This window comes from Ferrigenium sp. UT5 (genome assembly GCF_045866295.1).
Classification (GTDB): Bacteria; Pseudomonadota; Gammaproteobacteria; order Burkholderiales; family Gallionellaceae; genus Sideroxyarcus.
Map to the genome: position 1 here is coordinate 102,527 of NZ_BAAFRY010000004.1, position 22,233 is coordinate 124,759.

The window sequence follows — 22,233 nt, forward strand, 5'->3', positions numbered from 1 at the left end:
ATGTTTCTGACCGGCGACATCGGCGGCACCAAGACCCGGCTGGCGCTGGCCGAGGTGGACGGCACGCGGGTCGAGATTCGGCGCGAGCAGAGTTTTGCCAGCCAACAGTACCCGACCTTCGATGCCTTGCTGGGCGAATTCCTGGGCGATACCGGAGCGGTGCGCGCCGCCGCGTTCGGCGTGGCCGGGCCGGTCAACGGTCGCGTGGCACAGGCCACCAATCTGCCCTGGCGGCTGGAGGCCGATGCCCTGCAAACCCGCTTCGGGTTCGCGCGCTGCCATCTGCTGAACGATCTGGAAGCGACGGCCTGGGGCATCCCCGCATTGGGCGACGCCGACCTGCTCACCCTGCAAGCCGGAACGCCCGGCGCGCAGGGCAACCAGGCGGTGATCGCGGCGGGCACGGGACTGGGCGAAGCGGGACTGTATTGGGATGGGCAACGCCATCATCCCTTTGCCAGCGAGGGCGGGCACGCCACCTTCGCCCCGCGCAACGCACTCGAGGTTGCACTGTTGCAACACTTGCAACAGCAGCGCGAACACGTGAGTTGGGAGCGGGTGGTGTCCGGCATGGCCTTGCCCGATCTCTATTCCTTCCTGCGCCAGCATCGTCATGCGCCGTTGCCGGACTGGCTGGCGCAAGACGTGCCGGGGGCAAACGCCGCTGCCGCCATTTCCACTGCCGCGCTGCAACAGCGCGATCCGCTGTGCGTGGAAACCCTGGACTGGTTCGTCGCGCTATACGGCGCGGAGGCCGGCAATCTGGCCCTGAAAACCATGAGTCGCGGCGGCCTGTTCATTGGCGGCGGCATCGCACCGAAGATTCTGCCGCTGTTGCAGACGGGCGGCTTTCTCGCCGCGTTCAACGACAAGGGACGCATGCGTCCGCTGCTGCAGGCGATGCCGGTCAAGGTCATCCTGAACGACCGTGCCGCGCTGTACGGTCCCGCGCTGTTCGCGGCGCAGGCGGGGGCGGCATGAACGCGTTTGATTTGCCCAATGCCAGTCGGCTGCATGTCAGCGCGGATGCCGATGCGCTGGCGGCCGCCTGTGCCGCGCGCATCGCCGAACTGATCGCCGCCACGCTGGCGCAGCGCGCGCATTGCCGCATCGCACTGGCCGGCGGCGAAACTCCGCGCCGCTGTTACGCCGCGTTGCGCGCGATGCCGGTGGATTGGGGGCGCGTGCAGGTCTATTTCGGCGACGAGCGTTGCCTGCCCGTGGGCGACGCGCAGCGCAACGACACCATGGCGCAAGACAGCCTGTTGCGGCACGTGGCGCTGCCCGCCACGCATCTGCACGCCATTCCGGCGGAACTGGGCGCGCAAGCGGCCGCCGCGCGCTACAGCGAATGGCTGGCGCAGGCGGGCGCACTCGACCTCGTGCTGCTGGGCTTGGGAGAGGACGGCCACACCGCCAGCCTGTTTCCGGGCAACCCGGCGTTGCAACGCGCTGAGCCCGCGGTGGCGGTGTTCGATGCGCCCAAACCGCCGCCGCAACGCGTCAGCCTGAGCCTCGCCACGCTGAACGCGGCGCGGCACAAACTGTTTCTGGTGGCGGGCAGCGGCAAGCGCGACGCCCTGCAACGCATTGCGCGCGGCGAGGCGCTGCCCGCCGCAGGGGTGAAGGACGCCGAATGGTTTCTGGATAAGGCTGCCGTGCCCGTGAGCTGAACGGCCCGGCGCGCATCCGCGTGACGCGGTGGAGCAAGATTTTTACGTTTAAGTTTAACCAAGGAGAAGAAGATGCAAATCGCAATGATCGGACTGGGGCGCATGGGCGCCAACATGGCGCGCCGCCTGCACAAGGCGGGACACGACTGCGTGGTATATGACCGCAATCAGGCGGCGGTGCAGACGCTGGCGCAGGAGGGATTGACCGCCGCCGCCAGCGTGGCGGAGCTGGTGGGCAAGCTCCAGGCACCGCGCGCCATCTGGCTGATGTTGCCGGCCGCCGTGGTGGATGCCGCGATTGCCGAGTTGACCCCGCTGTTGGGCGCGGGCGACATCCTTATCGATGGCGGCAACTCGTACTACAAGGACGACATCGCGCGCGCGAAAAGTCTGTCTGCAAAATCCATTCAATATGCCGATGTCGGCGTCAGCGGCGGCACCTGGGGACTGGAACGCGGCTACTGCCTGATGATCGGCGCGCAAGCGCAGACCTTTGCGCGTCTGCAGCCGGTCTTCGTCTCGCTCGCTCCGGGCGTCGAATCCGCCCCGCGCACCGAAGGCAAGGCAGGTCAACCCAGCAGCGCCGAACAGGGCTATCTGCATTGCGGCCCGGAAGGCGCGGGACACTTCGTCAAGATGGTTCACAACGGCATCGAGTACGGCATGATGGCCGCCTACGCCGAGGGCTTCAACCTGCTCAAACACGCCAACGTCGGCGGCGCAAAACGCGAGACCGACGCGGAAACCACCCCGCTGCGCGAACCGGAAGCGTTCCGTTACGACATCAATGTGGCGGAAGTGGCGGAGTTGTGGCGGCGCGGCAGCGTGGTGAGTTCCTGGCTGCTGGACCTGAGCGCGCACGCCCTGCAAGGCGACGCGAGCCTGTCCAAATTCAGCGGCAAGGTATCCGACTCCGGAGAAGGGCGCTGGACCAGTATCGCCGCCATCGAATCCGGCACGCCGGCCCCGGTGCTGACCACCGCGCTGTTTTCGCGCTTCAGCTCGCGCAACGAGGACGACTATGGCAACAAGCTGCTGTCGGCGCTGCGCTACGAGTTCGGCGGGCACCAGGAGAAACACTAAACCTTGATCGCGCCCCACGGGAGTTGGCCAGATTTGAGCCTGGGATAAAACCTGTGGGTCCGACCTCAGTCCGACAATGTCGGGTTAAAACCCGACCCACAGAGAACAAAAGGGCGCAATTGATTGCGCCCTTTCTTTTGCGATCCGGCAAGGGCTTACCCGGCAAGCAGCTTGCGCGCACGCGCGATGGCTGCCGTCACCTGTTGCGGAGCGGTGCCGCCGGTGTGGTTGCGCGCGGCGAGCGAGCCTTCCAGCGTCAACACGCCGTAGATGTCGTCCGTGATGAGCGCGGAGAACTGCTGCAATTCATCGAGCTTGAGTTCGGCCAGGTCGCAGCCTTTCTGCTCGGCATGACGCACCGCCAGCGCGACGGCTTCATGCGCGTCGCGGAAGGGCAGGCCTTTTTTCACCAGATAATCCGCCAGGTCGGTGGCGGTGGCATAACCCTGCAAAGCCGCTGCACGCATCGCATCCGGTTTGACGGTGATGCCGCGCATCATGTCGGCGTAGATGCGCAGGGTCTGGGTCAGCGTATCCACGGTGTCGAACAGCGGTTCCTTGTCTTCCTGATTGTCCTTGTTGTACGCCAGCGGCTGGCCTTTCATCAGGGTCAGCAGGGCGACCAGATGGCCGTTCACACGGCCGGTCTTGCCGCGCACCAGTTCTGGCACGTCGGGGTTTTTCTTCTGCGGCATGATGCTTGATCCGGTGCAGAAGCGGTCGGCGATGTCGATGAAGCCGAAGCGCGGGCTCATCCACAGGATCAGTTCCTCCGACAGGCGCGACAGATGGGTCATCACCAGCGCGGCAGCGGCGGTGAATTCGATGGCGAAGTCGCGGTCGGACACCGCGTCCAGCGAGTTCTGGCACACCGCCTCGAAGCCGAGCAGCTCGGCCACGCGCTCGCGCTTGATCGGGTAGCTGGTGCCGGTCAGCGCCGCCGCGCCCAGCGGCAGACGGTTGACGCGGCGGCGCGCGTCGACAAAACGTTCGGTGTCGCGTTGCAGCATCTCGAAGTAGGCCATCAGGTGGTGGGCGAAGCTGACCGGCTGCGCCACCTGCAGATGGGTGAACCCGGGCAGGATGGTGTGCGTGTTCGGTTCCGCCAGATCGAGCAAGGCAGTCTGCAGGTTTTTCAGCAAGGCCACGAGATTGTCGATTTCGTGGCGCAAATACAGGCGGATGTCGGTCGCCACCTGATCGTTGCGCGAACGGCCGGTGTGCAGGCGCTTGCCCGCGTCGCCGACCAGCGTGGTGAGGCGCTTCTCGATATTGAGGTGCACGTCTTCCAGATCGAGCTGCCAGTCGAAGTCGCCGCTGATGACTTCGTTTTCGATCTGCGCCAGTCCGCGCCGGATGTCCTGCAGGTCCTGGGTGCTGATGATGGCGCACTCCGCCAGCATCTGCGCATGCGCCAGCGAGCCCTGGATATCGACCAGCGCCAGGCGCTGATCGAAATCCACCGAAGCGGTATAGCGCTTCACCAGTTCTGCCACGGGCTCATTGAAACGTCCCGACCAGGCTGCATTGTCTTGCATCGTTGCCATGTCTTGTCCAGAATGAGTGCCCACTCATGCCAATAGATCCGCGCGGATGCGCGGCGTTTGCAACTCTCCCGCCGGAAGAAGGTTGGGAGGAGGGTGGGTACCCAAATAAATAGTTATGCGATGAAACGGACGCGCAGTATAAATCAAAACATTCAGCCCCGATGGTTGCCCGACTTCCGCAACATGGGCACGGTGTTGCGCATCGTGCTGCTGGTGAACGCGACGGCGCTGTTTCTGGCGCTGGCCGCAGCGGCATCGCCAGACGATCTGTGGCAACAAGTGCTGCTCGGTTCCGCCCTGTTGCAACCCGTGCTGTTGAGTGCCCTGCTGTTGTTGTACGCGCTCGATCCGGCGCTGGGACGGCTGGCGTACGGGCAGGCGGCAATGCTGATCGTGGCCGGGGTGGTGCTGCTCACTTTCGCGCTGGGCCGGATGGGCGGGGAATTGTTCGCGGCCGCGAACGGGTACGGCGGATTCGCCGAGCTGCGCCGCCTGTTGTTAAGCGCGCTCATCGTAGCGCTGCTGCTGGGTTATTTCCGCTGGCGCGCGCAGGCGCTGTCGCCCGTGTTGCAGGAAGCGCGTTTGCAGGCATTGCAGGCGCGCATCCGCCCGCATTTCCTGTTCAACAGCATCAATGCCGTGCTCGCCATCGTGCGCACCGAACCCAAACGGGCGGAGGCCGCGCTGGAAGACATGGCCGACCTGTTCCGCATGGCGATGAGCGACACGCATGAGCTGGTGGCGTTGCAAGACGAGGTCGCGCTGGCGCAGCGCTATCTGGCGCTGGAGCAGTTGCGCATGGGCGAGCGTCTGCAAGTGCGCTGGCATATCATGAACATGCCGGACAATGCGCTGATCCCGCCGCTGGTGTTGCAGCCCCTGCTGGAAAATGCGGTCTATCACGGCATCGAGCCGCTGGCGGTCGGCGGCCTCATCGAGGTCAGTCTCTACACGGCGGACAAGCGCTTGCACCTTGAGGTGCAGAACCCGCTGCCCGCGGCAGCCGTGGCGACGGGCGGCAACCGCATGGCCCTGGCGAATATCCGCGAGCGCCTGGCGTTGCTGTTCGATGTCGAGGCCGAGTATCGGGTGGAACACAACGCCGACCGTTACGCGGTGCATATCATCATTCCCTGGCTGAAACAGGAACAGACATGAACGATACCGTTACCCTGCCGATGACCGTGTTCGTGGTGGACGACGAACCGCTGGCGCGCCGCCGCCTGAAAGAACTGCTCGACGATTGCGCCGCGCAGATCGAGTTGCATCTGGTGGGCGAGGCGGGCAACGGGCAGGAAGCGCTGGACAAGTTGGGCGAAACGCCGGCCGAGGTGGTGCTGATGGATATCCGCATGCCGCAGATGGACGGGCTGGAACTGGCGCAGCACCTGAACAAACTTGAGCATCCGCCGGTCGTCATCTTCACCACCGCCTACGATGGATATGCCATCCAGGCCTTTGAACGGCGCGCCATAGATTATCTGCTCAAGCCGATTCGCCTCGGCCGTCTGTTCGAGGCGCTGACGCGCGCGCGCGACGCGGTGCCGCTGCGCACCGAGCTGTTGCAGGAGCTGATGCCGGAGGCGCGCACCCATCTGTCGGTGCACGAGCGCGGCAAAGTCATCCTGGTGCCGATCGAGGAGGTACTCTATCTGCGCGCGGAAATGAAATACGTCACGGTGCGCACGGCCCAGCGCGAGTACCTGATCGAGGAGGCGCTGACCGCGCTGGAAAAGGAATATGCTGCGCGCTTCGCGCGCATCCACCGCAGTTGCCTGGTGGCGAAGGCGGCCGTGGCGGGTTTCGAAAAAGGCGGCGACGAGGGCGAAAGCGGCTGGCTGCTGAAATTGCACGGACTGGACGAGAAGTTGCCGATCAGCCGGCGCCAGTGGGGCAGTGTGAAGCTGCTGGGTGAAGGGGGGGATAAGTGCTGACCATACTGGTGATCAATTCCAAGGGCGGATCGGGCAAGACCACGCTGACCACCAATCTCGCCGGCTACTACGCCACGCGCCAGCGCCGCACGGCCATCATCGACTACGACCCGCAGGGTTCCAGCCTGCACTGGCTGCAGGCGCGGCCGAAGAACCTGCCCGTCATCCATGCCGCCAGCGGCGCACCGGCGAAGGGTAATGTGCGCCTGGGCAGCCGTCAGGGCTTTGTCCCGCCTGAAACCGAAGTGCTGCTCATCGATGCGCCGGCCGGTATCGGCGGATTGCTGCTGAAGGAGCTGGTGCGCAAAGCCAACTTCATCCTCATTCCGGTCGCGCCTTCGCCGATCGACATCCGCGCCTCCGCCGATTTCATCAAGGATCTGTTTCTGGTGGGCGGCGCCCGCACCGCCACCGCGCGCATGGCCGTCGTTGCCAGCCGGGTGCGCAACCGCGGCAGTACCGCCTATGCCGCGCTGGAACGATTCCTGACCTCGCTCAAGATGCCTTTCCTTGCCAGTTTGAGCGACAGCGAAATCTATTTGCAGGCGTCCGAGCAGGGTGTGGGGCTCTTCGAGCTGGACGAAAACGACAGCGCGAAAGAGCGGCAGGAGTTCATGCCCATCGTGCGCTGGCTGGAAGGCTATTTTCCAAACCGGCATGGCGTGCGCGCGGAAGACAAGCAGGCCAGCCTGGAAAGTTCGCGCAAATGGGCGGCGTTCCGCCCGGGCACCGGCACCGGGCGCTATCCGGCGCTGCGCCCGGATGAGCGGTGAAACGCACGAACCGAAAGGGCGTCATTGCAGACGGCTGGTCATCGCAGAGCCAGCCCAAAGACAGACCGGGCGCGGTCATTTCAGTGGGGATACGGTATGGGGAATTCCCGGCGTGCGCCACGAACGGCCATGTTAAAATGACAACCCATTTTGAACGAAAATCCCGAGTTTGCCGTGACAAATCCCTCCGAATTTCCATTCACCGAGGCGCGCGCATTGGTGCGCGACTTGATGACGCCAACCCCGTGGATTTACTGGGCGGATTTTCTGTTCCATATCTTGCTCGCCTGGGGGGCGGTCGCCGTGACGTTGCGTGTGCCCGCGTTTTCCGTGGGGCAAATCGCGGCGTATCTGATCGCCGCACTGGCATTTTATCGCGCGGTCATTTTTATTCACGAATTGGCGCATCTGAAAAAGGGAACGTTCCGCGTGTTTCGGGTGGTGTGGAACCTCACCTGCGGCATTCCCCTGCTGACGCCATCCTTTACCTACGATGGCGTGCATAACGACCACCATAAACGGGATGTCTATGGAACGGGCAATGATGGGGAATATGTTCCCTTTGCCCTTCAGCCGCCTTTCGGCATGATCGTGTATGTGCTGTTGTCGCTGGTGTTGCCCCTGTTGGTGGTGGCGCGCTTTCTGTTGCTGACCCCGCTGTCATGGGTTTCCCCGCCCGTGCGCCGTTGGGTGTGGGCGCGCGCCTCTTCGTTGACGATAGATCTGAATTACGTGCGGTCGCCCAAAGCCATTCGCAACGACCACCGCTGGGTCTTGCAGGAGTTTGGCGCGTTTGTGTTTGCGGTCGTGTTGCTTGCGGGTGTTGCGCTGGATATTCTGGGCTATCAAGTGCTGGTGCTGTGGTACGCCATCATGGCGCTGATTTTTTCAATCAACGCGTTGCGCACGCTGGCCGCACACGCCTACCGCAATCCGCCGGATCACCGGTTGACGGTTGGAGAGCAGTTTCTTGACTCCGTCAATGTGCCGGGCAATCTGTTTTTAACCGCACTCTGGGCGCCGGTCGGACTGCGTTATCATGCCACCCACCACCTGTTCCCGAAGATGCCGTATCACAACTTGGGCAAGGCACACCGGCGTTTGGTGCGCGACTTGAGCGCCAGCGCGGTGTATCTGCAAACGGTACGTGCCAGCCTGAGGGATGCGCTGTGGCGCATCTGGCGCGAGGCCGCGATACATCAGGGGTGATGACGGGCAGGCTTGGACGAAGACGACCTTGACCGCAGGGTCGATCGGGTTGTCGGGATTCTGACAAACTGCCGAGAAAAAACAGAACCCCGGTTTGGGCCGGGGTTCTGTTTTTACCGCGAGCGTGCTCGACGAACTTAATCCGAGAACAGCTGCTTCAGCATCCACAGCGAAAAAATAACGGCAACAGCAGCAGTACCGATGGCAGACAGGTCAGCGATGAAAGACATGATGTTTCCCCTCCCAGAGATTCAAGTTGAACATACCAACAAAAAAAGCAGGGGCAATCGTAGCACAAACATTTGGATGAGCAAGATGTTAGGAGGGGAATACCCGACTCTGTAGCTCGGCTACGGGGACGGTAGAAAAAAGGAAGCAGGGCCGGAGATTGCCTCCGGCCCGCGTGGATTACAATTACTCTTTGGCGAACATCTGGAGCACCATCCAGACAGAAAAACCGACCGAGAAGATGGCAACGCCGATGGCAGTGAAATCTGCGATGTAAGACATGTATTCCCCTTTGGCTAAATTGTTTTTTGAAGATGTCCCGTGCCGAATTAGCACGGGCAGAAATAATTATATGAGTATATTTGTCGGGAATATCCCTTTTGTTTGAGGGTTGTTGTCCGGCGGGCAGAACCAGCCAGAACGGAACGCCGCATGAAAAACAAGTTGTACATCAAGACCTATGGCTGCCAGATGAACGAGTACGACTCGGACAAGATGGCGGATGTGATGCGCGCCTGCGGGGACATGACGCAGATCGATCGACCGGAAGAGGCGGACATCATTCTGTTCAACACGTGCTCGATCCGGGAGAAGGCGGAAGAGAAAGTTTTTTCCGATCTCGGTCGCGCGCGCGCGCTGAAACAGGGCAACCCCGATTTGCTGATCGGGGTCGGGGGGTGCGTGGCCAGCCAGGAGGGTGAGGCGATCATCCGCCGCGCGCCCTATGTGGACGTGGTATTCGGGCCGCAGACCCTGCATCGTTTGCCGCAACTGATTGCGGCACGGCGCGCGTCGGGCAGGCCGCAGGTCGATATCAGTTTTCCGGAGATCGAGAAGTTCGATCATCTGCCTGCTGCGCGGGCCACGCACGGCACGGCGTTCGTCTCCATCATGGAAGGGTGCAGCAAGTACTGCTCCTTCTGCGTGGTGCCTTATACGCGCGGCGAGGAGGTGTCGCGGCCGTTTGTCGATGTCATGCGCGAGGTGGACGAATTGACTGCGCAGGGCGTGGGGGAGATCACCCTGCTCGGACAAAACGTGAATGCATACCGGGGCGAGACGGAGGATGGCGATACCGTCGATCTGGCCTTCCTGTTGCAGGCCATTGCCACGCGTCCATTGGTGCAGCGCTTGCGTTACACCACGTCCCATCCGCGCGAGATGTCGCAGCGCCTGATCGATGTCTATGCGACCACGCCCAAACTGGCGGCGCATCTGCACCTGCCGGTTCAATCGGGCTCGGATCGCGTGCTGGCGGCGATGAAGCGCGGCTACACTGTGCTTGAATACAAATCCGTCGTGCGCAAGCTGCGCGCGGCGCGACCGGACATTTCAATCACATCCGATTTCATCATCGGTTTCCCCGGCGAGACCGAGGCGGATTTTGAGGCGACGATGAAGCTGATCGACGAGGTCGGTTTTGACGTGAGTTTCAGTTTCACCTTCAGTCCGCGTCCCGGTACACCGGCGGCAGAGATGGCGGACGATACGTCGCCGGAGACCAAGCTGGCGCGCCTGCATCGGCTGCAGGCGCGCATCAACGAACTGGAGCAGGCATACAGCGCGAGGATGGTGGGCAGCGTGCAGCGCGTCGTGGTGGAAAATGTGTCGCGCAAGGACGCGGGTGAAATGGCCGGGCGCACCGATAACAACCGCATCGTCAACTTTGCCGGCTCCCCGGGGATGCTGGGACGCTTCGTCGAGGTGCGCATCAACGCGGTATCCGGCCATACCCTGCGCGGCGAGGCGCTGCACCCGTGATGAGCACAGGCGCGCATTTTTCGTTCGAGCCGGTTGACAACGAGCGGCTGGCCAATCTGTGCGGGGCGTTTGACGAGAACCTGCGCCAGATCGAGACCGCGCTGGAGGTGAATATCGCCCGCCGCGGCGAGCGCTTTACCATCACGGGCGATCAGGCTGCGCTAGCCCGGGGCGTGCTGGAGCGTTTCTATCTCGAAGCGAAGCGCGACATCACGCTGGAGCGCCTGCAACTCGGCCTGATCGAGTCGATGAAGCGAAATCTGCCGGATGCCAACAGCGAATCGGTGCCGTTGTTGATGACGCGCAAGGCCGAAGTGCGCGGCAGAACCGTGCGCCAGAATGAATACCTGCAAGCCATCCAGGAACACGACATCACGTTCGGCATCGGCCCGGCCGGTACCGGCAAAACGTATCTGGCGGTTGCGTCGGCGGTCGATGCCCTGCAGCGCGAAACGGTGAAGCGGCTGGTGCTGGTGCGCCCTGCAGTGGAAGCGGGCGAGCGCCTGGGTTTCCTGCCCGGCGACCTGGCACAAAAGGTCGATCCCTATCTGCGCCCTTTGTATGACGCGCTGTACGATTTGATGGGGCTGGACAAGGTGGCCAAGGCGTTCGAGCGCGGCGCGATCGAGATTGCGCCGCTGGCCTACATGCGCGGGCGCACGCTGAACCATTCCTTCATCATCCTCGACGAGGCACAGAACACCACGCCCGAGCAGATGAAGATGTTTTTGACCCGCATCGGTTTCGGCAGCAAGGCGGTCATCACCGGCGACGTGACGCAGATCGACCTGGCGCGCGGACAAAAGAGCGGCCTCAACGATGCGCGCAGGGTGCTCCAGGAGGTGCGCGGCATCGCCTTTCAGCAATTCCTCGCGGAAGACGTGGTGCGCCATCCGCTGGTGCAGAAGATCGTTTCCGCATATGAAAAACAGGACAGCGAGAATCATGACTGACGCCCATAAACTTTCGCTGTCGGTGCAGTACGCCAGCAATGCCGGAAAGATGCCGACGCGCGCGCAATTCCGCCGCTGGGTGCAAGTGGCGCAGGAGAAGGATGTGCAGATGGTGCTGCGCATCGTGGATGAAATCGAGGGGCGCGCGCTGAACCTGGCTTATCGCGGCAAGGATTACGCCACCAACGTGCTGACCTTCGTCTATGACGATACCGATCCGCTGTATGGCGATGTGGTGATCTGCGCGCCGGTGGTGGAACGCGAGGCGCGGGAACAGGGCAAGGCACTGCTCGCGCATTACGCCCATCTCACCCTTCATGCCGTTCTGCATCTGCAGGGATATGACCATGAAAAGAAGCGCGAGGCAGAAATAATGGAAGCGCGCGAGACTGCGTTACTCCGCAAATTACGGTATCCTGCGCCCTATCTTGTTAGTTGATGTTGGGTAATGGACGGTTCAGACAGTAGCAGTAACGGCAACAAACCCACCTTGCTGGAACGGCTCTCCATGATGTTGCTGCGGGAGCCGGAGGATCGCGAGCAGCTCATCGCACTGCTGTATAGCGCCTATGAGCGCAATCTGCTCGATGCCGATGCACTCTCCATGATGGAAGGCGTCATCCAGGTTTCCGAGAGCCAGGTGCGCGAAATCATGATTCCGCGCGCGCAGATGGATGTGATCGACATCAGCCAGCCGCTGGAGCGGTTCGTGCCTTTCATCATCGAGACGGCACACTCGCGTTTTCCGGTCATCGACGGCGACAAGGACAACATCATCGGCATCCTGCTGGCCAAGGACCTGCTACGGTATTACGCGGGCCAGGAATTCGAACTGCGCGACATGTTGCGTCCGGCCGTGTTCGTGCCCGAATCAAAACGCCTCAATGTGCTGCTGCGCGATTTCCGCAGCAACCACAATCATCTGGCACTGGTAGTGGATGAATACGGCGGCGTGTGCGGCATGGTGACGATCGAGGACGTGCTGGAGCAAATCGTCGGGGATATCGCCGACGAATTCGACTTCGACGAGGATGAGGACAACATCATCCGCAAGGACGATAGCCACTGGCGCGTCAAGGCCGATACCGACATTGCCGATTTCAATGCGGAACTCGGTTCGGATTTCAGCGATGAGGAGTACGACACCATCGGCGGACTCATCCTGAAAACGGCCGGCCAACTCCCCAGGCGCGGCGAGCAATTTCAGGTCGGCGCATGGAAATTCACCGTGCAGCGCGCGGATAGCCGCCGGCTGTATTCACTGCTGGTGGAGCATGTCAAACAGGATGCCGAGGGTACTGCGTTGGTTTGATGCGCCCGCTTGCCGGGAATAACGATTTAACCAACGTTCCCGTGATCTTTTACAGGCAGCGCGACAGGTCGCCGCGCAGGAATCCTGCAAGCGGCTGATCCATCTGTTTCCCCAGCGCGATGACTTTGAACAATTCGCCCATTTCTGCCGGGCTGGTGAGTTTTTGCAATTGGGTGGAGAGCGGCGCGTAGGCGCGCACCTCTTCCGGCGAGACTTTGCTCAAAAGATCGGTCACGCCGTTGTTGATGAGAAAGTGCGCCTGCGAGGTGTAGCCCAAAAAATGCGCACCATGGTCGATGGCAGTCTCGGCGATCGCGGTGAAATCGACGTGGGCGGTGATGTCCTGCAAGCCGGGCAGAAAGAACGGGTCGCCGTGCGCGTGGTGGCGGTAGTGGCACATCAGGGTGCCGCGCGTGCGCTGCGGATGGTAATACTCGCGTGCCCCGAAACCGTAGTCGATGAAGATCATCGCCCCCTTGTCGAGGCGCTCGCACAGGGTGGCGATCAGGCCGCGCGCGGCAAGCGAGATTTCGCTCAGGTAATCATCCGGAAGGGTAATGTTGGCGGCGATGTCGAGCAGGGCGGCATTCTCGGGAATGCGGTCTTGCCACGCAAACGTGTCGCCCTTGCAGGCGACACCGCGTTCGAGAATATTTGCATTTGCATCGCGCCAATACAGCAGATGCACCGGCAGCGCGTCCAACACTTCGTTGCCAATGACCGCGCCGTTGAAATGTTCCGGCAGGGTATCCAGCCAGCGCACGCGGTCGGCGAGATGCGGAAGATTCTCGCTGATCAAGGTCCGCTGGCGCTCGCGCAGGTCGGCGCTGACTTCCAGGATCGAATAGCTTTCCGGCAGGGCGTCGCGCGCGGCCAGTTCGCCGAGAATGTCCAGCGCCAGTTTGCCGCTGCCCGCTCCGAGTTCAAGGAGGTGCGGCGCGCTGCCCTGCATGACTTCGATCAGCTGTCCGGCCAGCGTGCGGCCGAACAGGGACGACAGTTCCGGGGCGGTGATGAAATCCCCCGCGGCGCCGAATTTGTGCGCGCCCGCAGTGTAGTAACCCAGCCCCGGCGCGTACAGCGCCAGTTCCATGAAGCGGGAGAACGGAATCCAGCCGCCCTGCGCGGCGATGTCGCGGTGTATCAGGTCGCATAGCCGCGAACTATGGGCAAGGGCTGCGGCAGCAGGGGCAGGCAGTTGGGCAGACATGGTCGGGTATAATCGAAAATGGCGCGAGTTTAGTGGGGAAAACGATGCAAGGCAAAACAGTATTGGTTACGGGGGGCGCCAAGCGTGTGGGGGCGGCGATCTGCCGTCGCCTGCATGCGGCGGGAGCGAATGTCGTCATCCATTATCGCAGCTCGGCCTACGAGGCGTTCGCCCTGCGTGCCGAGTTGAATGGACTGCGCGAGAATTCCGCGTTTTGCGCGCAGGCCGATCTGCTCGACCCCGATGCATTGAGGGCGATGGTGACGGAAGGGATTCAGTTCTGCGGCCGGCTGGATGCGCTGGTCAACAACGCTTCCAGTTTCTATGCCACCACCCTGGAGGGGATCAATGCGGCACAATGGAACGACCTGACCGGCACCAACCTGAAGGCCCCGCTGTTGCTGGCACAGGCTGCCGCCGCCGAGTTGCGCCGTCGGCACGGCGCCATCGTCAATATCGTCGATATCCATGCCGAGCGTCCGATGCACGGACACCTGTTGTATAGCGTGGCCAAAGCGGGCCTGACCGCGCTGACCCGGGGGCTTGCGCAGGAACTGGCGCCGCAGGTGCGGGTGAACGCGGTCGCGCCCGGCGTCATCATCTGGCCGGAAGGCGAAGCGTGGAGCGACGAGGAGGCGCGGCGCAAGATCGTGGCGCACACTCTGCTCAAGCGCGAAGGCGAACCGGACGACATCGCCAGAACCGTGCAATTCCTGATCGCCGATGCACCTTACATCACCGGGCAGATCATCGCGGTGGACGGTGGGCGCAGTATCAATATTTGAGAGTCAGATGAACGACATCGTCCAGACCATCCAGTTCGAATCCCGCTCCACCAACTTCAACCGTCTCAAGGGCAAGCTGGAAAGTTCGGTCGGCAAAGCCATCGGCGACTTCAACATGATCGAAGACGGCGACACCGTGATGGTGTGCCTCTCCGGCGGCAAGGATTCCTACACACTGTTGGACATTCTGCTGACGCTGCGCAAGCGCGCGCCCGTCGATTTCAAGATCGTGGCGATGAACCTCGACCAGAAGCAGCCGGGCTTTCCTGCCGACGTGTTGCCGAATTATCTGAAGCGCATCGGTGTCGATTTTCACATTGAGACCCAGGACACCTACTCCATCGTCAAGGAGAAAATCCCGGAGGGGAAAACGACCTGCTCGCTGTGCTCGCGTCTGCGGCGCGGCATCATCTACAGGGTGGCGGGCGAGCTGGGCGCGAACAAGATCGCGCTGGGCCACCACCGCGACGACATGGTGGAGACGCTGTTCCTCAACCTGTTCTTCGGCGGCAAGCTGAAGGCGATGCCGCCCAAGCTGGTGACCGACAAGGGCGACCACATCGTCATTCGTCCGCTCGCCTATTGCGCCGAAAAGGACATCGCCCGCTACGCGCGCGGCATGGCGTTCCCCATCATTCCTTGCAATCTGTGCGGCTCGCAGGAAAACCTGCAACGCCAGAACATCAAGGAGATGCTTAACAATTGGGAACGCCAGTATCCGGGGCGCACGCAGAGCATCTTTACCGCAATGCAGAACATCAAGCCTTCGCATCTGCTTGATGCCAGTCTGTTTGATTTTGTGCATCTTGAGTTGGGCGATGCGGTGACGGAAGGTGATATCGCGTTTGACCGGGAAAGGTGAGTTAAACTATTCCACGATTAAGCGAAGAGGGCGTTTGGGGTGTAGCTTGCCAATTGGATTCGCATGTTTTTATGGTGTCTTGAGGATCGTAACGATACGATTGCACCTGAAGTTTCGTTGCGGGAGTACGATGCAGCAAGCGCCCGGTTGCTTTTGCTTATCGAGTCAGCGGTATTTCGCGGCTTTAATCACGGGTGCCTGTGTAACTTTTATTCTGGAGCTAACATGAGTTCGATAAAGAAACGGCTAGCGGTTGTATTGGGTGCTCTGCTCATGGTGAGTTGCGCCTTGCCGGTGAGCGACACGATTCAGGCCTCGCCCGCACAATTGGACAAATATAACGAACTCGCCGCGCTGGAGGTGGTGACCGCGCTGGAAAAGAATGTGGACGAGGCACGGAACGCCAACATGGGATTTCTGGCCCCGGGCCATTTCAGCGCTGCCGCGCAAATTTTGAGCGAAAACCAGCGCGCACTGGGGAACAAGCCCAAAGAAGAGATTGCGAATAATGCGGCCAAGGCAGACGCCATTCTGGAAAAAGGGCGGGCCATCATGGCCATCGTGCAGTATCGTTTTTCCCAGGAGTTGATGCTCAAAGCAAAAATGGAAGAACACCAGACGGCCAAATTTCTTCCCGAAGATTATGAAAAAGTAATCGGCAAATTTTCGACGTTGATCGAAAAAGTTGAGCGCAAGAATCCGGAAAACATCGATCAGGAAAAAGACGCGTTACTCAAACAGATGCTGGGCCTGGTGGTTAAGTCGATACAAGAGGGCGCGCTGCGCCAAAGTGAGGTACTGAATGCGGACACCCGGAAGAAAAATGCAGAGGCGCAAGCCCCGCTGACTTTCGCCGAGGCGGAACAAATCTATCAAGATGCGAAAAACCGGATTGCCGCTGCGCATGACGACCAGAAACTGGTCGAAAGTTTAAGCGAGAAAGCCTTGTTTGCCGCGCACCATGCGCAACAAATCAATGATCGAGTCGCCTTGCTGCAAACCCGGCTGGGCTTGCAGATCAAGGCCAAACCTGCCGCTGCCGGGCCGCTGTCTTTGGAGCAGATCGTTCTGCAAGAAGAAGATCGCTTGCGGGGCATTGCCGCCGCTTTGGGCCTCAAGGACTTGCGCGATCAGCCATTGGACAGGCAGGTTGAAGAGATCAAACGGGCTATCGGCAAAGCCGCACATCAAGCCGAGAGCGAGGCCTGTTCTGTAACGGTGCAGGATCTCAATTCGTGCCTGAAAGCGTTTAACGATTCCGTCCAGCACGAGATTGCCGAACAGGCGGAAGAAGATCGGCAGAAGATCATAAAAGCACGGCAGATGGAAGAACAGAACGCACACATGGCCGAAAAAGAAGCGCAGATCAAATCGCTGGAAGACCAAATCAAGCGTTTGGAAAGTGCCGCCCGAGCGAAAAAAATCCCCAAGGCGGTCAAACCGGCAACGACCCAACCCCAAAGCCGGTAAGAGGCTGGACGCCCCAATCGGGGCGCACTGTCGGTGGCCGATTGCACCCGCACCCGTCCACGCTCGGATGCTGCAATCAGATGGGCGCCGGGGTCACTGCAATTTTGAAGATCACCTTGCGTATCGTGCCGCTGCCCACCAGCGGCGCATGCGCATCCTCCGGGAAGAAGATGCAGAAATGATCCGGCGGCACAGCGACCCACGACGCAGGCGCATCGTGGAAGAAGCGGATGTCCTTCTCCTCACTGTGTTCGCTCACCGGATTCAAGCAATCCGCCAGCGGCTTCCAGCCCATCTGCTCATCACCTTCCAATACCAACTGAATGTCGATATATTTTCGGTGCGCTTCAAGCCGCGCCATCTCCTTGGACTTGCCCGGCACCTGCTCCACGATGGCGATCAGATCGTCGCCGGCGATGGGATAGCGGCCCGGCGCGAGGGCGAACAGGTCGGTGTTGCGGATGTAGTCGAATACGCGCTGGAACAGCGGGTGCAGCGCGCTGTAGCGGTTGGACTGTGAGAGAGAAGACAGAATCATTTTTTCCCGGGCAGCATGCGCAGCAGCGTGTTGTCGTGCTTGATGTGGTGATGGTACACGGCGGCAATGATGTGCAGGCCGATCAGGTAATAGCCGACCGTGCCGACCAGTTCATGCACGTCCTTGATTTGTTTTGCAAGCGCTTTATCCGCGCCGATCAGCGCAGGAAGTTCGAGACCGAAGAACGGTATCACTTTGCCCGATGCGCTGAGAAGCAACCAGCCAAGCAGCGGCATGCCGATCATCAACGCATAGAGTGCCAGATGCAATAATTTTGCCGACAGCATCTGGATTCTTGCAGGTTCTGGGTTGATGCCGGGGTTGGGGCCCGAGAAACGTGCCGCAATGCGCAGCCAGATCAGCAGGAACACCAGCAGCCCCAGCATGAAGTGCCAGGTCTTCAGCATCTCGCGCGGGTCGCTGCCTTTCTCGAACAGTTCACGCAGTTCGATGCTGCCGTACACGCCGACGAACAACAGCAACATCAGCCAGTGGAGACCGATGGCAAGCGCGCCATAGCGAACAGGGGTGTTTTTCCAGTTCATCAATGAGCTCCGCAGGGTTGAGGGATGCCGGCCTTGACAAGCGGGTGATTACAAAGTTCGAGATGATCAAATAAATCGGGCCAACATGCCTTTGGCCAGCTCACCCTGCAACGGTATCTGCACGCGATGCCCGCTGCCCGGTGCGACAGTGACGGCTTCGCCCTCGAGGTTCTTCATCTCTTTCAGCTCGATAATGCAGTTGCCTGCGGGGTGGATGATTTCCAGCTTGTCGCCGACCGAGAATTTGTTTTTCACGTCGATCTCGGCCACGCCGTTCGCACAGGCCACGATGTCGCCGACATATTGCTGGCGGAAACTTTCAGAGTGGCCGCGCATATAGTTTTGCTGTTCGTGGGTGTGGTGACGTTCGTAGAAACCATCGGTGTAGCCGCGGTTCGCCAGCGCATCCAGCGCGCCCAGCAGTTCCAGATTAAACGGGCGGCCTTTCAATGCATCGTCGATGGCCTGGCGATACACCTGCGCGGTGCGCGCCACGTAATAGATGGATTTGGTGCGGCCCTCAACTTTTAGCGAATCCACGCCGATCTTCACCAGCCGCTCGACATGCTCGACGGCGCGCAAATCCTTGGAGTTCATGATGTAGGTGCCGTGCTCGTCTTCCAGCACCGGCATCAGCTCGTTCGGATGATCCTGGCGCGAGATGACATAGACGCGGTCTGCCAGTGGATGGCGCGGCTGCGCGCCGCAATCGGACAGTGCTGATTCACTCAATGCTTTGTCGAAGTCGAAGTCCAACTTTGTATAAGTCTCGCGTAGCGATCCATTCGCCCCCTCTCCCTCCGGGGGAGGGTTGAGGTGGGGGTGCGCAGCCTTTTCGATGTGGCCCGTGCCGTCTTCGGCGGCATTGTCCACCTTGTAATCCCAGCGGCAGGAATTGGTGCAGGTACCCTGGTTGGCGTCGCGGTGGTTGAAGTAACCGGAGAGCAGACAGCGGCCCGAATAGGCGATGCACAGCGCGCCGTGGATGAACACTTCGAGTTCGATGTCCGGGCATTGCTGGCGTATCTCTTCGATCTCGTCCAGCGACAGTTCGCGCGACAGGATGACGCGCGACAGGCCGAGCGACTTCCAGAACTTCACCGCGGCGTAGTTGACCGTGTTGGCTTGCACGGAAAGATGAATCTCCTGCGCCGGCCAGCGTTCGCGCACCATCGCGATCAGGCCGGGATCGGCCATGATGAGCGCATCAGGTTGCATCGCAATGACCGGTTCCATGTCCGCCATGTAGGTCTTCACCTTGGCGTTGTGTGGCATCAGGTTGCTGGCGACGAACAGTTTTTTGCCCAGCGCGTGCGCTTCCCGAATGCCGGTCTGCAAGCCATCCAAAGTAAATTCGTTGTTGCGTGCACGCAGGGAATAACGCGGCTGTCCGGCGTAGACCGCATCCGCCCCGAAGGCGAAGGCGGTGCGCATCTTGTCGAGCGTGCCGGCGGGTAATAAAAGTTCGGGGGCTTTCATGGGTAATCAGCGTTAAATCTGGAAAGCGTTGATGTCAGCTTCACTTTTTGCGCTCCCTTGTTGTTTTTTCTGTTGTCGTTTGCTTCGTCTGTTTTGCTCGTTGTAATTGCTTGCGCGCAGCTTTTTCTCTTCTTCGGACGTTTGGTTTATGTTTCCATGATGTCCTGAATTGCCGCATAGACCCGAACCATCATTTCGCCATCGCAACGCAGCAGCGGACCGTCAAGTAAACGGCGGTTGTCGATGGCGCGTAACTGGTCGAGGAGCAAATCGGAATTGGCGGTCAGCCGACCTTGAGCCGTGATGCGGATGCGCAAGGGTTCGGCATCGTCTATGAGCTGCGTGGTTAGCGGAACGACAAGCGTGGAAGGATGTTGCGCATCCAGCAAAGCCTGCCCCTGCACGATCAACACAGGACGGATTTTGCTGGGCTCAGTCCCCTTGCCTGGATTCAGATTCGCCAGCCAGACTTCACCGTTAAGCATGGGGCGCATCTTCAATGGCGGCGAATTCGGCATTCACTCTCATGCTGTCGGCAGCGACGCGCTTGGAGACTGTCATCAACTGCTCACGCCGATTCTGTTTCAGCACATCCTCGTTCATCGCCACGATAGCGCGGCGGATATATTCCGCGCGAGGCAAGTGCAGAATCTTGGCGTATTGCTCAGCCGCTTTCAAAACATCATCTGATAAACGCAACGAAACTGTAGTCATTATTGTAACCCGTTTATGTGGTTTTATATGTGATGCACTTTACCGACATGTTGCAGAGTATGCAAGGGGGCGTTTTACGCACCAAAGTGAATGGTGAATGGATTGCATCCTAGAAAAATTAAATCAGAGTCTGTCCTTGAGGCTTATTGATCGCAGAACGTCCGTTCTCTATGATGCGCCCATCCAATCAGCCCCAAAGGGGTTTTCCATGGATGCCGCAGTCAAACCAAGCGCAACACAAGCCCGGTGCTACCAGCGCCGCCGCCCCGAGCAAACCCTCTGGTATCGCACCGTGCAAACGCACTTCGAGACTTGGCTCGCACTCGCCGATGGGCCGGGGGATGAATCCACCCCCGCCTACATCGAGCAAGCCTTCCGCCGCTATCTCGACTGCGGAATTTTAGCCAAGGGCTTCGCCCGCGCCCATTGCGACGAATGCGGCCACGACTTCCTCATCGCCTTCTCGTGCAAAGGGCGTGGCGTGTGTCCATCCTGCAACACACGCCGCATGGCGGAGACTGCCGCGCATCTGACTGACCACGTCTTCCCTCGGCTTCCAGTGCGTCAATGGGTGCTCTCCGTGCCTAAACGGCTGCGCTACTTTCTACAACGCGACACCGCCCTGCAAGGCGCAGTGCTGCGCATCTTTCTGCGCGGGGTGGAAAGATGCTTGCGCGAACATAGTCCTGGTTGTGTCAGCACAGCCCGTATCGGCGCAATCGCGTTCATCCACCGGTTCGGCTCGTCACTGAATGCACACACTCATTTCCATTGCTGCATCGTGGATGGCGTGTTTCAAGCTGTAGCGAAGATTGTCGAGACCGCCGACACTACCGAACCCATCACAAGCGTGGACTTTCATGCTGCAACCCATCTAGACATCGTCGCCATCGCACAAGTACAAGCCAAAATTCGCCAGCGCATCCTGCGTGCCTTCGTCCGGCGCGGCTTAATCAGCAAGGGTGATCGGGACGAGATGTTGAGTTGGGAACACGGCGGCGGCTTCTCTCTGGATGCCTCGGTGTGCATCGGTGGCACAGACCGGGCAGGGCTGGAACGGTTGCTGCGCTACTGCGCCCGTCCGCCTTTTGCACTGGAACATTTGCATACACTCGATGCCGAGCATTTGCTTTATCACAACCCCAAGCCCCGCACCGATAGCCCGCGTGATCTGGTGCTCACGCCACTAGAGCTGATCGACAAGATTGCCGCACTCATCCCGCCACCGCGCGCGCACCGCCATCGTTACTACGGAGTGCTGGCGCCCAACTCGCCGCTGCGTGCTGCTGTCACGGCAACGGCGCCGTTGCCGGTGGTTGCGCCGCCAGTGGTGGAGGTCACCGTAGCAGATGCACCGCCCCACCGTGCCGCATCTCACTATTTATGGGCAATGCTGTTGGCGCGCATTTACGAAACGTTGCCGCTGGTATGCACGCTGTGTCAGTCGCCGATGCGCATCATCGCCTTTATCACCGAGGGCAGTTCAGTGCGCAAGATACTGGAGCATCTGGGTGAATCCACCCTGCCGCCCAAAGTTGCCCCTGCACGCGGGCCGCCGCTGTGGGAGATGGAAGCGGCGCATCGGCAGGCGGGTAATGATACCCAGTGGGATTCAAGACCCCAACCTGAACCGGTGTTTGAGTTTGATCAGCGGGTGGCGTGGTGAAACGAGATGCGCAAGGTGTCCCGTTCGGGGGCGGTTGAGCCGAGAGTCTAAGGCGCAACGTTCTGCGGGGGTTTTAGGAGGATGGAGCGGCAAATTTTTGTCGTGAGAGTGAGGAATTTCGGAAGTGGATCGGGTGAAAATCGGATTGAGGAGGTTTTTGGCGCGAATTTGCTTTGATTTGGGTGGTTGAATTTCCTATACTTTCAAAGGAGCAAACATTACAACGTGGATCAGCCCCAGGGGACTTGCCGATGCAACAGCCGGGGGCAGTTTATATGTTGGCTTCAGAGGGTACTGGGGGGAAGTGCCGATTCAGGGGCGAGTAAATATTGTACTTAACGCCTTCGGGGAAATGCGTGTCGAGATATATGACGACCGACGGGAGTGTCAGGATTTTTGTGTTTGAGGCGGGTTGAGACGTGCCCACATCAGGTTCGCCGGAATGCATTTTACTGGATCGAACGGATAAAGCGATCATCGTACAGAATGGC

Annotated in this window: 22 protein-coding genes; 15 read left to right on the forward strand and 7 right to left on the reverse strand. The window is 60.4% G+C overall.

Going from position 1 to position 22,233, the window contains the following annotated elements:
- From glk to gnd, 3 genes are all read left to right on the forward strand, one after another.
- Window positions 1–981 carry a glucokinase gene (gene glk / locus ACKTSJ_RS02525; protein ID WP_407897071.1) on the forward strand — a complete coding sequence of 327 codons (981 nt, stop codon included), beginning with the start codon at window positions 1–3 and terminating at the stop codon, window positions 979–981.
- A complete protein-coding gene (gene pgl / locus ACKTSJ_RS02530) occupies window positions 978–1,673 on the forward strand; it encodes a 6-phosphogluconolactonase (protein ID WP_407897073.1) in 696 nt (231 codons plus the stop codon). The genes glk and pgl overlap by 4 nt, the downstream gene beginning before the upstream one ends.
- A 72-nt stretch (window positions 1,674–1,745) precedes the next feature.
- The gene (gnd, locus tag ACKTSJ_RS02535; protein ID WP_407897075.1) at window positions 1,746–2,756 is read left to right on the forward strand and encodes a phosphogluconate dehydrogenase (NAD(+)-dependent, decarboxylating); all 1,011 of its coding nucleotides are present in this window, start codon (window positions 1,746–1,748) and stop codon (window positions 2,754–2,756) included.
- A gap of 155 nt (window positions 2,757–2,911) precedes the next feature.
- On the opposite strand, the gene argH is transcribed toward gnd, so the two are convergent.
- On the reverse strand, window positions 2,912–4,303 hold the full coding sequence (gene argH, locus ACKTSJ_RS02540; protein ID WP_407897077.1) for an argininosuccinate lyase: 1,392 nt from the start codon (window positions 4,301–4,303) through the stop codon (window positions 2,912–2,914).
- 165 nt (window positions 4,304–4,468) lie between these two features.
- On the opposite strand from argH, the gene ACKTSJ_RS02545 reads away from it, so the two are divergent.
- From ACKTSJ_RS02545 to ACKTSJ_RS02580, 8 genes are all read left to right on the forward strand, one after another.
- Window positions 4,469–5,461: a sensor histidine kinase gene (locus tag ACKTSJ_RS02545; protein ID WP_407897079.1), complete on the forward strand. Its 993-nt coding sequence runs from the start codon at window positions 4,469–4,471 to the stop codon at window positions 5,459–5,461.
- Complete coding sequence (locus ACKTSJ_RS02550; RefSeq protein WP_407897081.1) at window positions 5,458–6,237, forward strand: LytR/AlgR family response regulator transcription factor; 780 nt, start codon at window positions 5,458–5,460, stop codon at window positions 6,235–6,237. Before ACKTSJ_RS02545 ends, ACKTSJ_RS02550 begins: the two co-directional genes overlap by 4 nt.
- Entirely contained in the window at window positions 6,231–7,010 is a 780-nt protein-coding gene (locus tag ACKTSJ_RS02555) for an AAA family ATPase (protein ID WP_407897083.1), read from the forward strand. Before ACKTSJ_RS02550 ends, ACKTSJ_RS02555 begins: the two co-directional genes overlap by 7 nt.
- A gap of 174 nt (window positions 7,011–7,184) precedes the next feature.
- Complete coding sequence (locus ACKTSJ_RS02560) at window positions 7,185–8,219, forward strand: fatty acid desaturase family protein (RefSeq protein ID WP_407897085.1); 1,035 nt, start codon at window positions 7,185–7,187, stop codon at window positions 8,217–8,219.
- Window positions 8,220–8,879: 660 nt separating this feature from the next.
- The gene (gene miaB / locus ACKTSJ_RS02565) at window positions 8,880–10,208 is read left to right on the forward strand and encodes a tRNA (N6-isopentenyl adenosine(37)-C2)-methylthiotransferase MiaB (protein ID WP_407897086.1); all 1,329 of its coding nucleotides are present in this window, start codon (window positions 8,880–8,882) and stop codon (window positions 10,206–10,208) included.
- Complete coding sequence (locus tag ACKTSJ_RS02570) at window positions 10,208–11,161, forward strand: PhoH family protein (RefSeq protein ID WP_407897117.1); 954 nt, start codon at window positions 10,208–10,210, stop codon at window positions 11,159–11,161. The genes miaB and ACKTSJ_RS02570 overlap by 1 nt, the downstream gene beginning before the upstream one ends.
- The gene (ybeY, locus tag ACKTSJ_RS02575; protein WP_407897088.1) at window positions 11,154–11,600 is read left to right on the forward strand and encodes an rRNA maturation RNase YbeY; all 447 of its coding nucleotides are present in this window, start codon (window positions 11,154–11,156) and stop codon (window positions 11,598–11,600) included. The genes ACKTSJ_RS02570 and ybeY overlap by 8 nt, the downstream gene beginning before the upstream one ends.
- A gap of 9 nt (window positions 11,601–11,609) precedes the next feature.
- Window positions 11,610–12,473 carry an HlyC/CorC family transporter gene (locus ACKTSJ_RS02580; RefSeq protein ID WP_407897090.1) on the forward strand — a complete coding sequence of 288 codons (864 nt, stop codon included), beginning with the start codon at window positions 11,610–11,612 and terminating at the stop codon, window positions 12,471–12,473.
- 49 nt (window positions 12,474–12,522) lie between these two features.
- Here ACKTSJ_RS02580 and ACKTSJ_RS02585 read toward each other — a convergent pair whose 3' ends face one another.
- Window positions 12,523–13,683 carry a class I SAM-dependent methyltransferase gene (locus tag ACKTSJ_RS02585; RefSeq protein WP_407897092.1) on the reverse strand — a complete coding sequence of 387 codons (1,161 nt, stop codon included), beginning with the start codon at window positions 13,681–13,683 and terminating at the stop codon, window positions 12,523–12,525.
- 44 nt (window positions 13,684–13,727) lie between these two features.
- On the opposite strand from ACKTSJ_RS02585, the gene ACKTSJ_RS02590 reads away from it, so the two are divergent.
- The 3 genes from ACKTSJ_RS02590 to ACKTSJ_RS02600 all read left to right on the forward strand — a co-directional run bounded on the left by ACKTSJ_RS02590 (window position 13,728) and on the right by ACKTSJ_RS02600 (window position 16,800).
- The gene (locus ACKTSJ_RS02590; RefSeq protein WP_407897094.1) at window positions 13,728–14,468 is read left to right on the forward strand and encodes a pteridine reductase; all 741 of its coding nucleotides are present in this window, start codon (window positions 13,728–13,730) and stop codon (window positions 14,466–14,468) included.
- 7 nt (window positions 14,469–14,475) lie between these two features.
- Window positions 14,476–15,330 carry a tRNA 2-thiocytidine(32) synthetase TtcA gene (gene ttcA, locus ACKTSJ_RS02595; protein ID WP_407897096.1) on the forward strand — a complete coding sequence of 285 codons (855 nt, stop codon included), beginning with the start codon at window positions 14,476–14,478 and terminating at the stop codon, window positions 15,328–15,330.
- A gap of 63 nt (window positions 15,331–15,393) precedes the next feature.
- Window positions 15,394–16,800 (forward strand): hypothetical protein, encoded by a 1,407-nt coding sequence (locus ACKTSJ_RS02600; protein WP_407897097.1) that lies wholly within the window; start codon window positions 15,394–15,396, stop codon window positions 16,798–16,800.
- Window positions 16,801–16,876: 76 nt separating this feature from the next.
- Here ACKTSJ_RS02600 and ACKTSJ_RS02605 read toward each other — a convergent pair whose 3' ends face one another.
- From ACKTSJ_RS02605 to ACKTSJ_RS02625, 5 genes are all read right to left on the reverse strand, one after another.
- Window positions 16,877–17,338, reverse strand: a complete 462-nt coding sequence (locus ACKTSJ_RS02605; RefSeq protein WP_407897099.1) for a YhcH/YjgK/YiaL family protein — start codon at window positions 17,336–17,338, stop codon at window positions 16,877–16,879.
- Window positions 17,335–17,883, reverse strand: a complete 549-nt coding sequence (locus tag ACKTSJ_RS02610; RefSeq protein WP_407897101.1) for a cytochrome b — start codon at window positions 17,881–17,883, stop codon at window positions 17,335–17,337. The genes ACKTSJ_RS02605 and ACKTSJ_RS02610 overlap by 4 nt, the downstream gene beginning before the upstream one ends.
- Window positions 17,884–17,949: 66 nt before the next feature.
- A complete protein-coding gene (gene yegQ / locus ACKTSJ_RS02615) occupies window positions 17,950–19,362 on the reverse strand; it encodes a tRNA 5-hydroxyuridine modification protein YegQ (RefSeq protein WP_407897103.1) in 1,413 nt (470 codons plus the stop codon).
- A 146-nt stretch (window positions 19,363–19,508) separates the two neighbouring features.
- The gene (locus ACKTSJ_RS02620; protein ID WP_407897105.1) at window positions 19,509–19,847 is read right to left on the reverse strand and encodes a type II toxin-antitoxin system PemK/MazF family toxin; all 339 of its coding nucleotides are present in this window, start codon (window positions 19,845–19,847) and stop codon (window positions 19,509–19,511) included.
- A complete protein-coding gene (locus ACKTSJ_RS02625) occupies window positions 19,840–20,076 on the reverse strand; it encodes a DUF6290 family protein (RefSeq protein WP_407897107.1) in 237 nt (78 codons plus the stop codon). Before ACKTSJ_RS02625 ends, ACKTSJ_RS02620 begins: the two co-directional genes overlap by 8 nt.
- Before the next feature lie 208 nt (window positions 20,077–20,284).
- On the opposite strand from ACKTSJ_RS02625, the gene ACKTSJ_RS02630 reads away from it, so the two are divergent.
- Window positions 20,285–21,742 carry an IS91 family transposase gene (locus ACKTSJ_RS02630; protein WP_407897109.1) on the forward strand — a complete coding sequence of 486 codons (1,458 nt, stop codon included), beginning with the start codon at window positions 20,285–20,287 and terminating at the stop codon, window positions 21,740–21,742.
- The last annotated feature ends 491 nt before the right edge of the window (window positions 21,743–22,233 follow it).

Excerpts from the sequence above, each read along its gene's own strand:
- ACKTSJ_RS02550 (WP_407897081.1), top strand. The coding sequence starts at position 5,458 with ATGAACGATACCGTTACCCTGCCGATGACCGTGTTCGTGGTGGACGAC.
- ybeY (WP_407897088.1), top strand. The coding sequence starts at position 11,154 with ATGACTGACGCCCATAAACTTTCGCTGTCGGTGCAGTACGCCAGCAAT.
- ACKTSJ_RS02630 (WP_407897109.1), top strand. The coding sequence starts at position 20,285 with ATGGATGCCGCAGTCAAACCAAGCGCAACACAAGCCCGGTGCTACCAG.
- ACKTSJ_RS02610 (WP_407897101.1), bottom strand. The coding sequence starts at position 17,883 with ATGAACTGGAAAAACACCCCTGTTCGCTATGGCGCGCTTGCCATCGGT.
- glk (WP_407897071.1), top strand. The coding sequence starts at position 1 with ATGTTTCTGACCGGCGACATCGGCGGCACCAAGACCCGGCTGGCGCTG.
- pgl (WP_407897073.1), top strand. The coding sequence starts at position 978 with ATGAACGCGTTTGATTTGCCCAATGCCAGTCGGCTGCATGTCAGCGCG.
- ACKTSJ_RS02600 (WP_407897097.1), top strand. The coding sequence starts at position 15,394 with ATGTTTTTATGGTGTCTTGAGGATCGTAACGATACGATTGCACCTGAA.
- ACKTSJ_RS02585 (WP_407897092.1), bottom strand. The coding sequence starts at position 13,683 with ATGTCTGCCCAACTGCCTGCCCCTGCTGCCGCAGCCCTTGCCCATAGT.
- ACKTSJ_RS02590 (WP_407897094.1), top strand. The coding sequence starts at position 13,728 with ATGCAAGGCAAAACAGTATTGGTTACGGGGGGCGCCAAGCGTGTGGGG.
- ACKTSJ_RS02605 (WP_407897099.1), bottom strand. The coding sequence starts at position 17,338 with ATGATTCTGTCTTCTCTCTCACAGTCCAACCGCTACAGCGCGCTGCAC.
- ACKTSJ_RS02620 (WP_407897105.1), bottom strand. The coding sequence starts at position 19,847 with ATGCTTAACGGTGAAGTCTGGCTGGCGAATCTGAATCCAGGCAAGGGG.
- miaB (WP_407897086.1), top strand. The coding sequence starts at position 8,880 with ATGAAAAACAAGTTGTACATCAAGACCTATGGCTGCCAGATGAACGAG.
- yegQ (WP_407897103.1), bottom strand. The coding sequence starts at position 19,362 with ATGAAAGCCCCCGAACTTTTATTACCCGCCGGCACGCTCGACAAGATG.
- ACKTSJ_RS02580 (WP_407897090.1), top strand. The coding sequence starts at position 11,610 with ATGGACGGTTCAGACAGTAGCAGTAACGGCAACAAACCCACCTTGCTG.
- argH (WP_407897077.1), bottom strand. The coding sequence starts at position 4,303 with ATGGCAACGATGCAAGACAATGCAGCCTGGTCGGGACGTTTCAATGAG.
- ACKTSJ_RS02570 (WP_407897117.1), top strand. The coding sequence starts at position 10,208 with ATGAGCACAGGCGCGCATTTTTCGTTCGAGCCGGTTGACAACGAGCGG.
- ACKTSJ_RS02625 (WP_407897107.1), bottom strand. The coding sequence starts at position 20,076 with ATGACTACAGTTTCGTTGCGTTTATCAGATGATGTTTTGAAAGCGGCT.
- gnd (WP_407897075.1), top strand. The coding sequence starts at position 1,746 with ATGCAAATCGCAATGATCGGACTGGGGCGCATGGGCGCCAACATGGCG.
- ttcA (WP_407897096.1), top strand. The coding sequence starts at position 14,476 with ATGAACGACATCGTCCAGACCATCCAGTTCGAATCCCGCTCCACCAAC.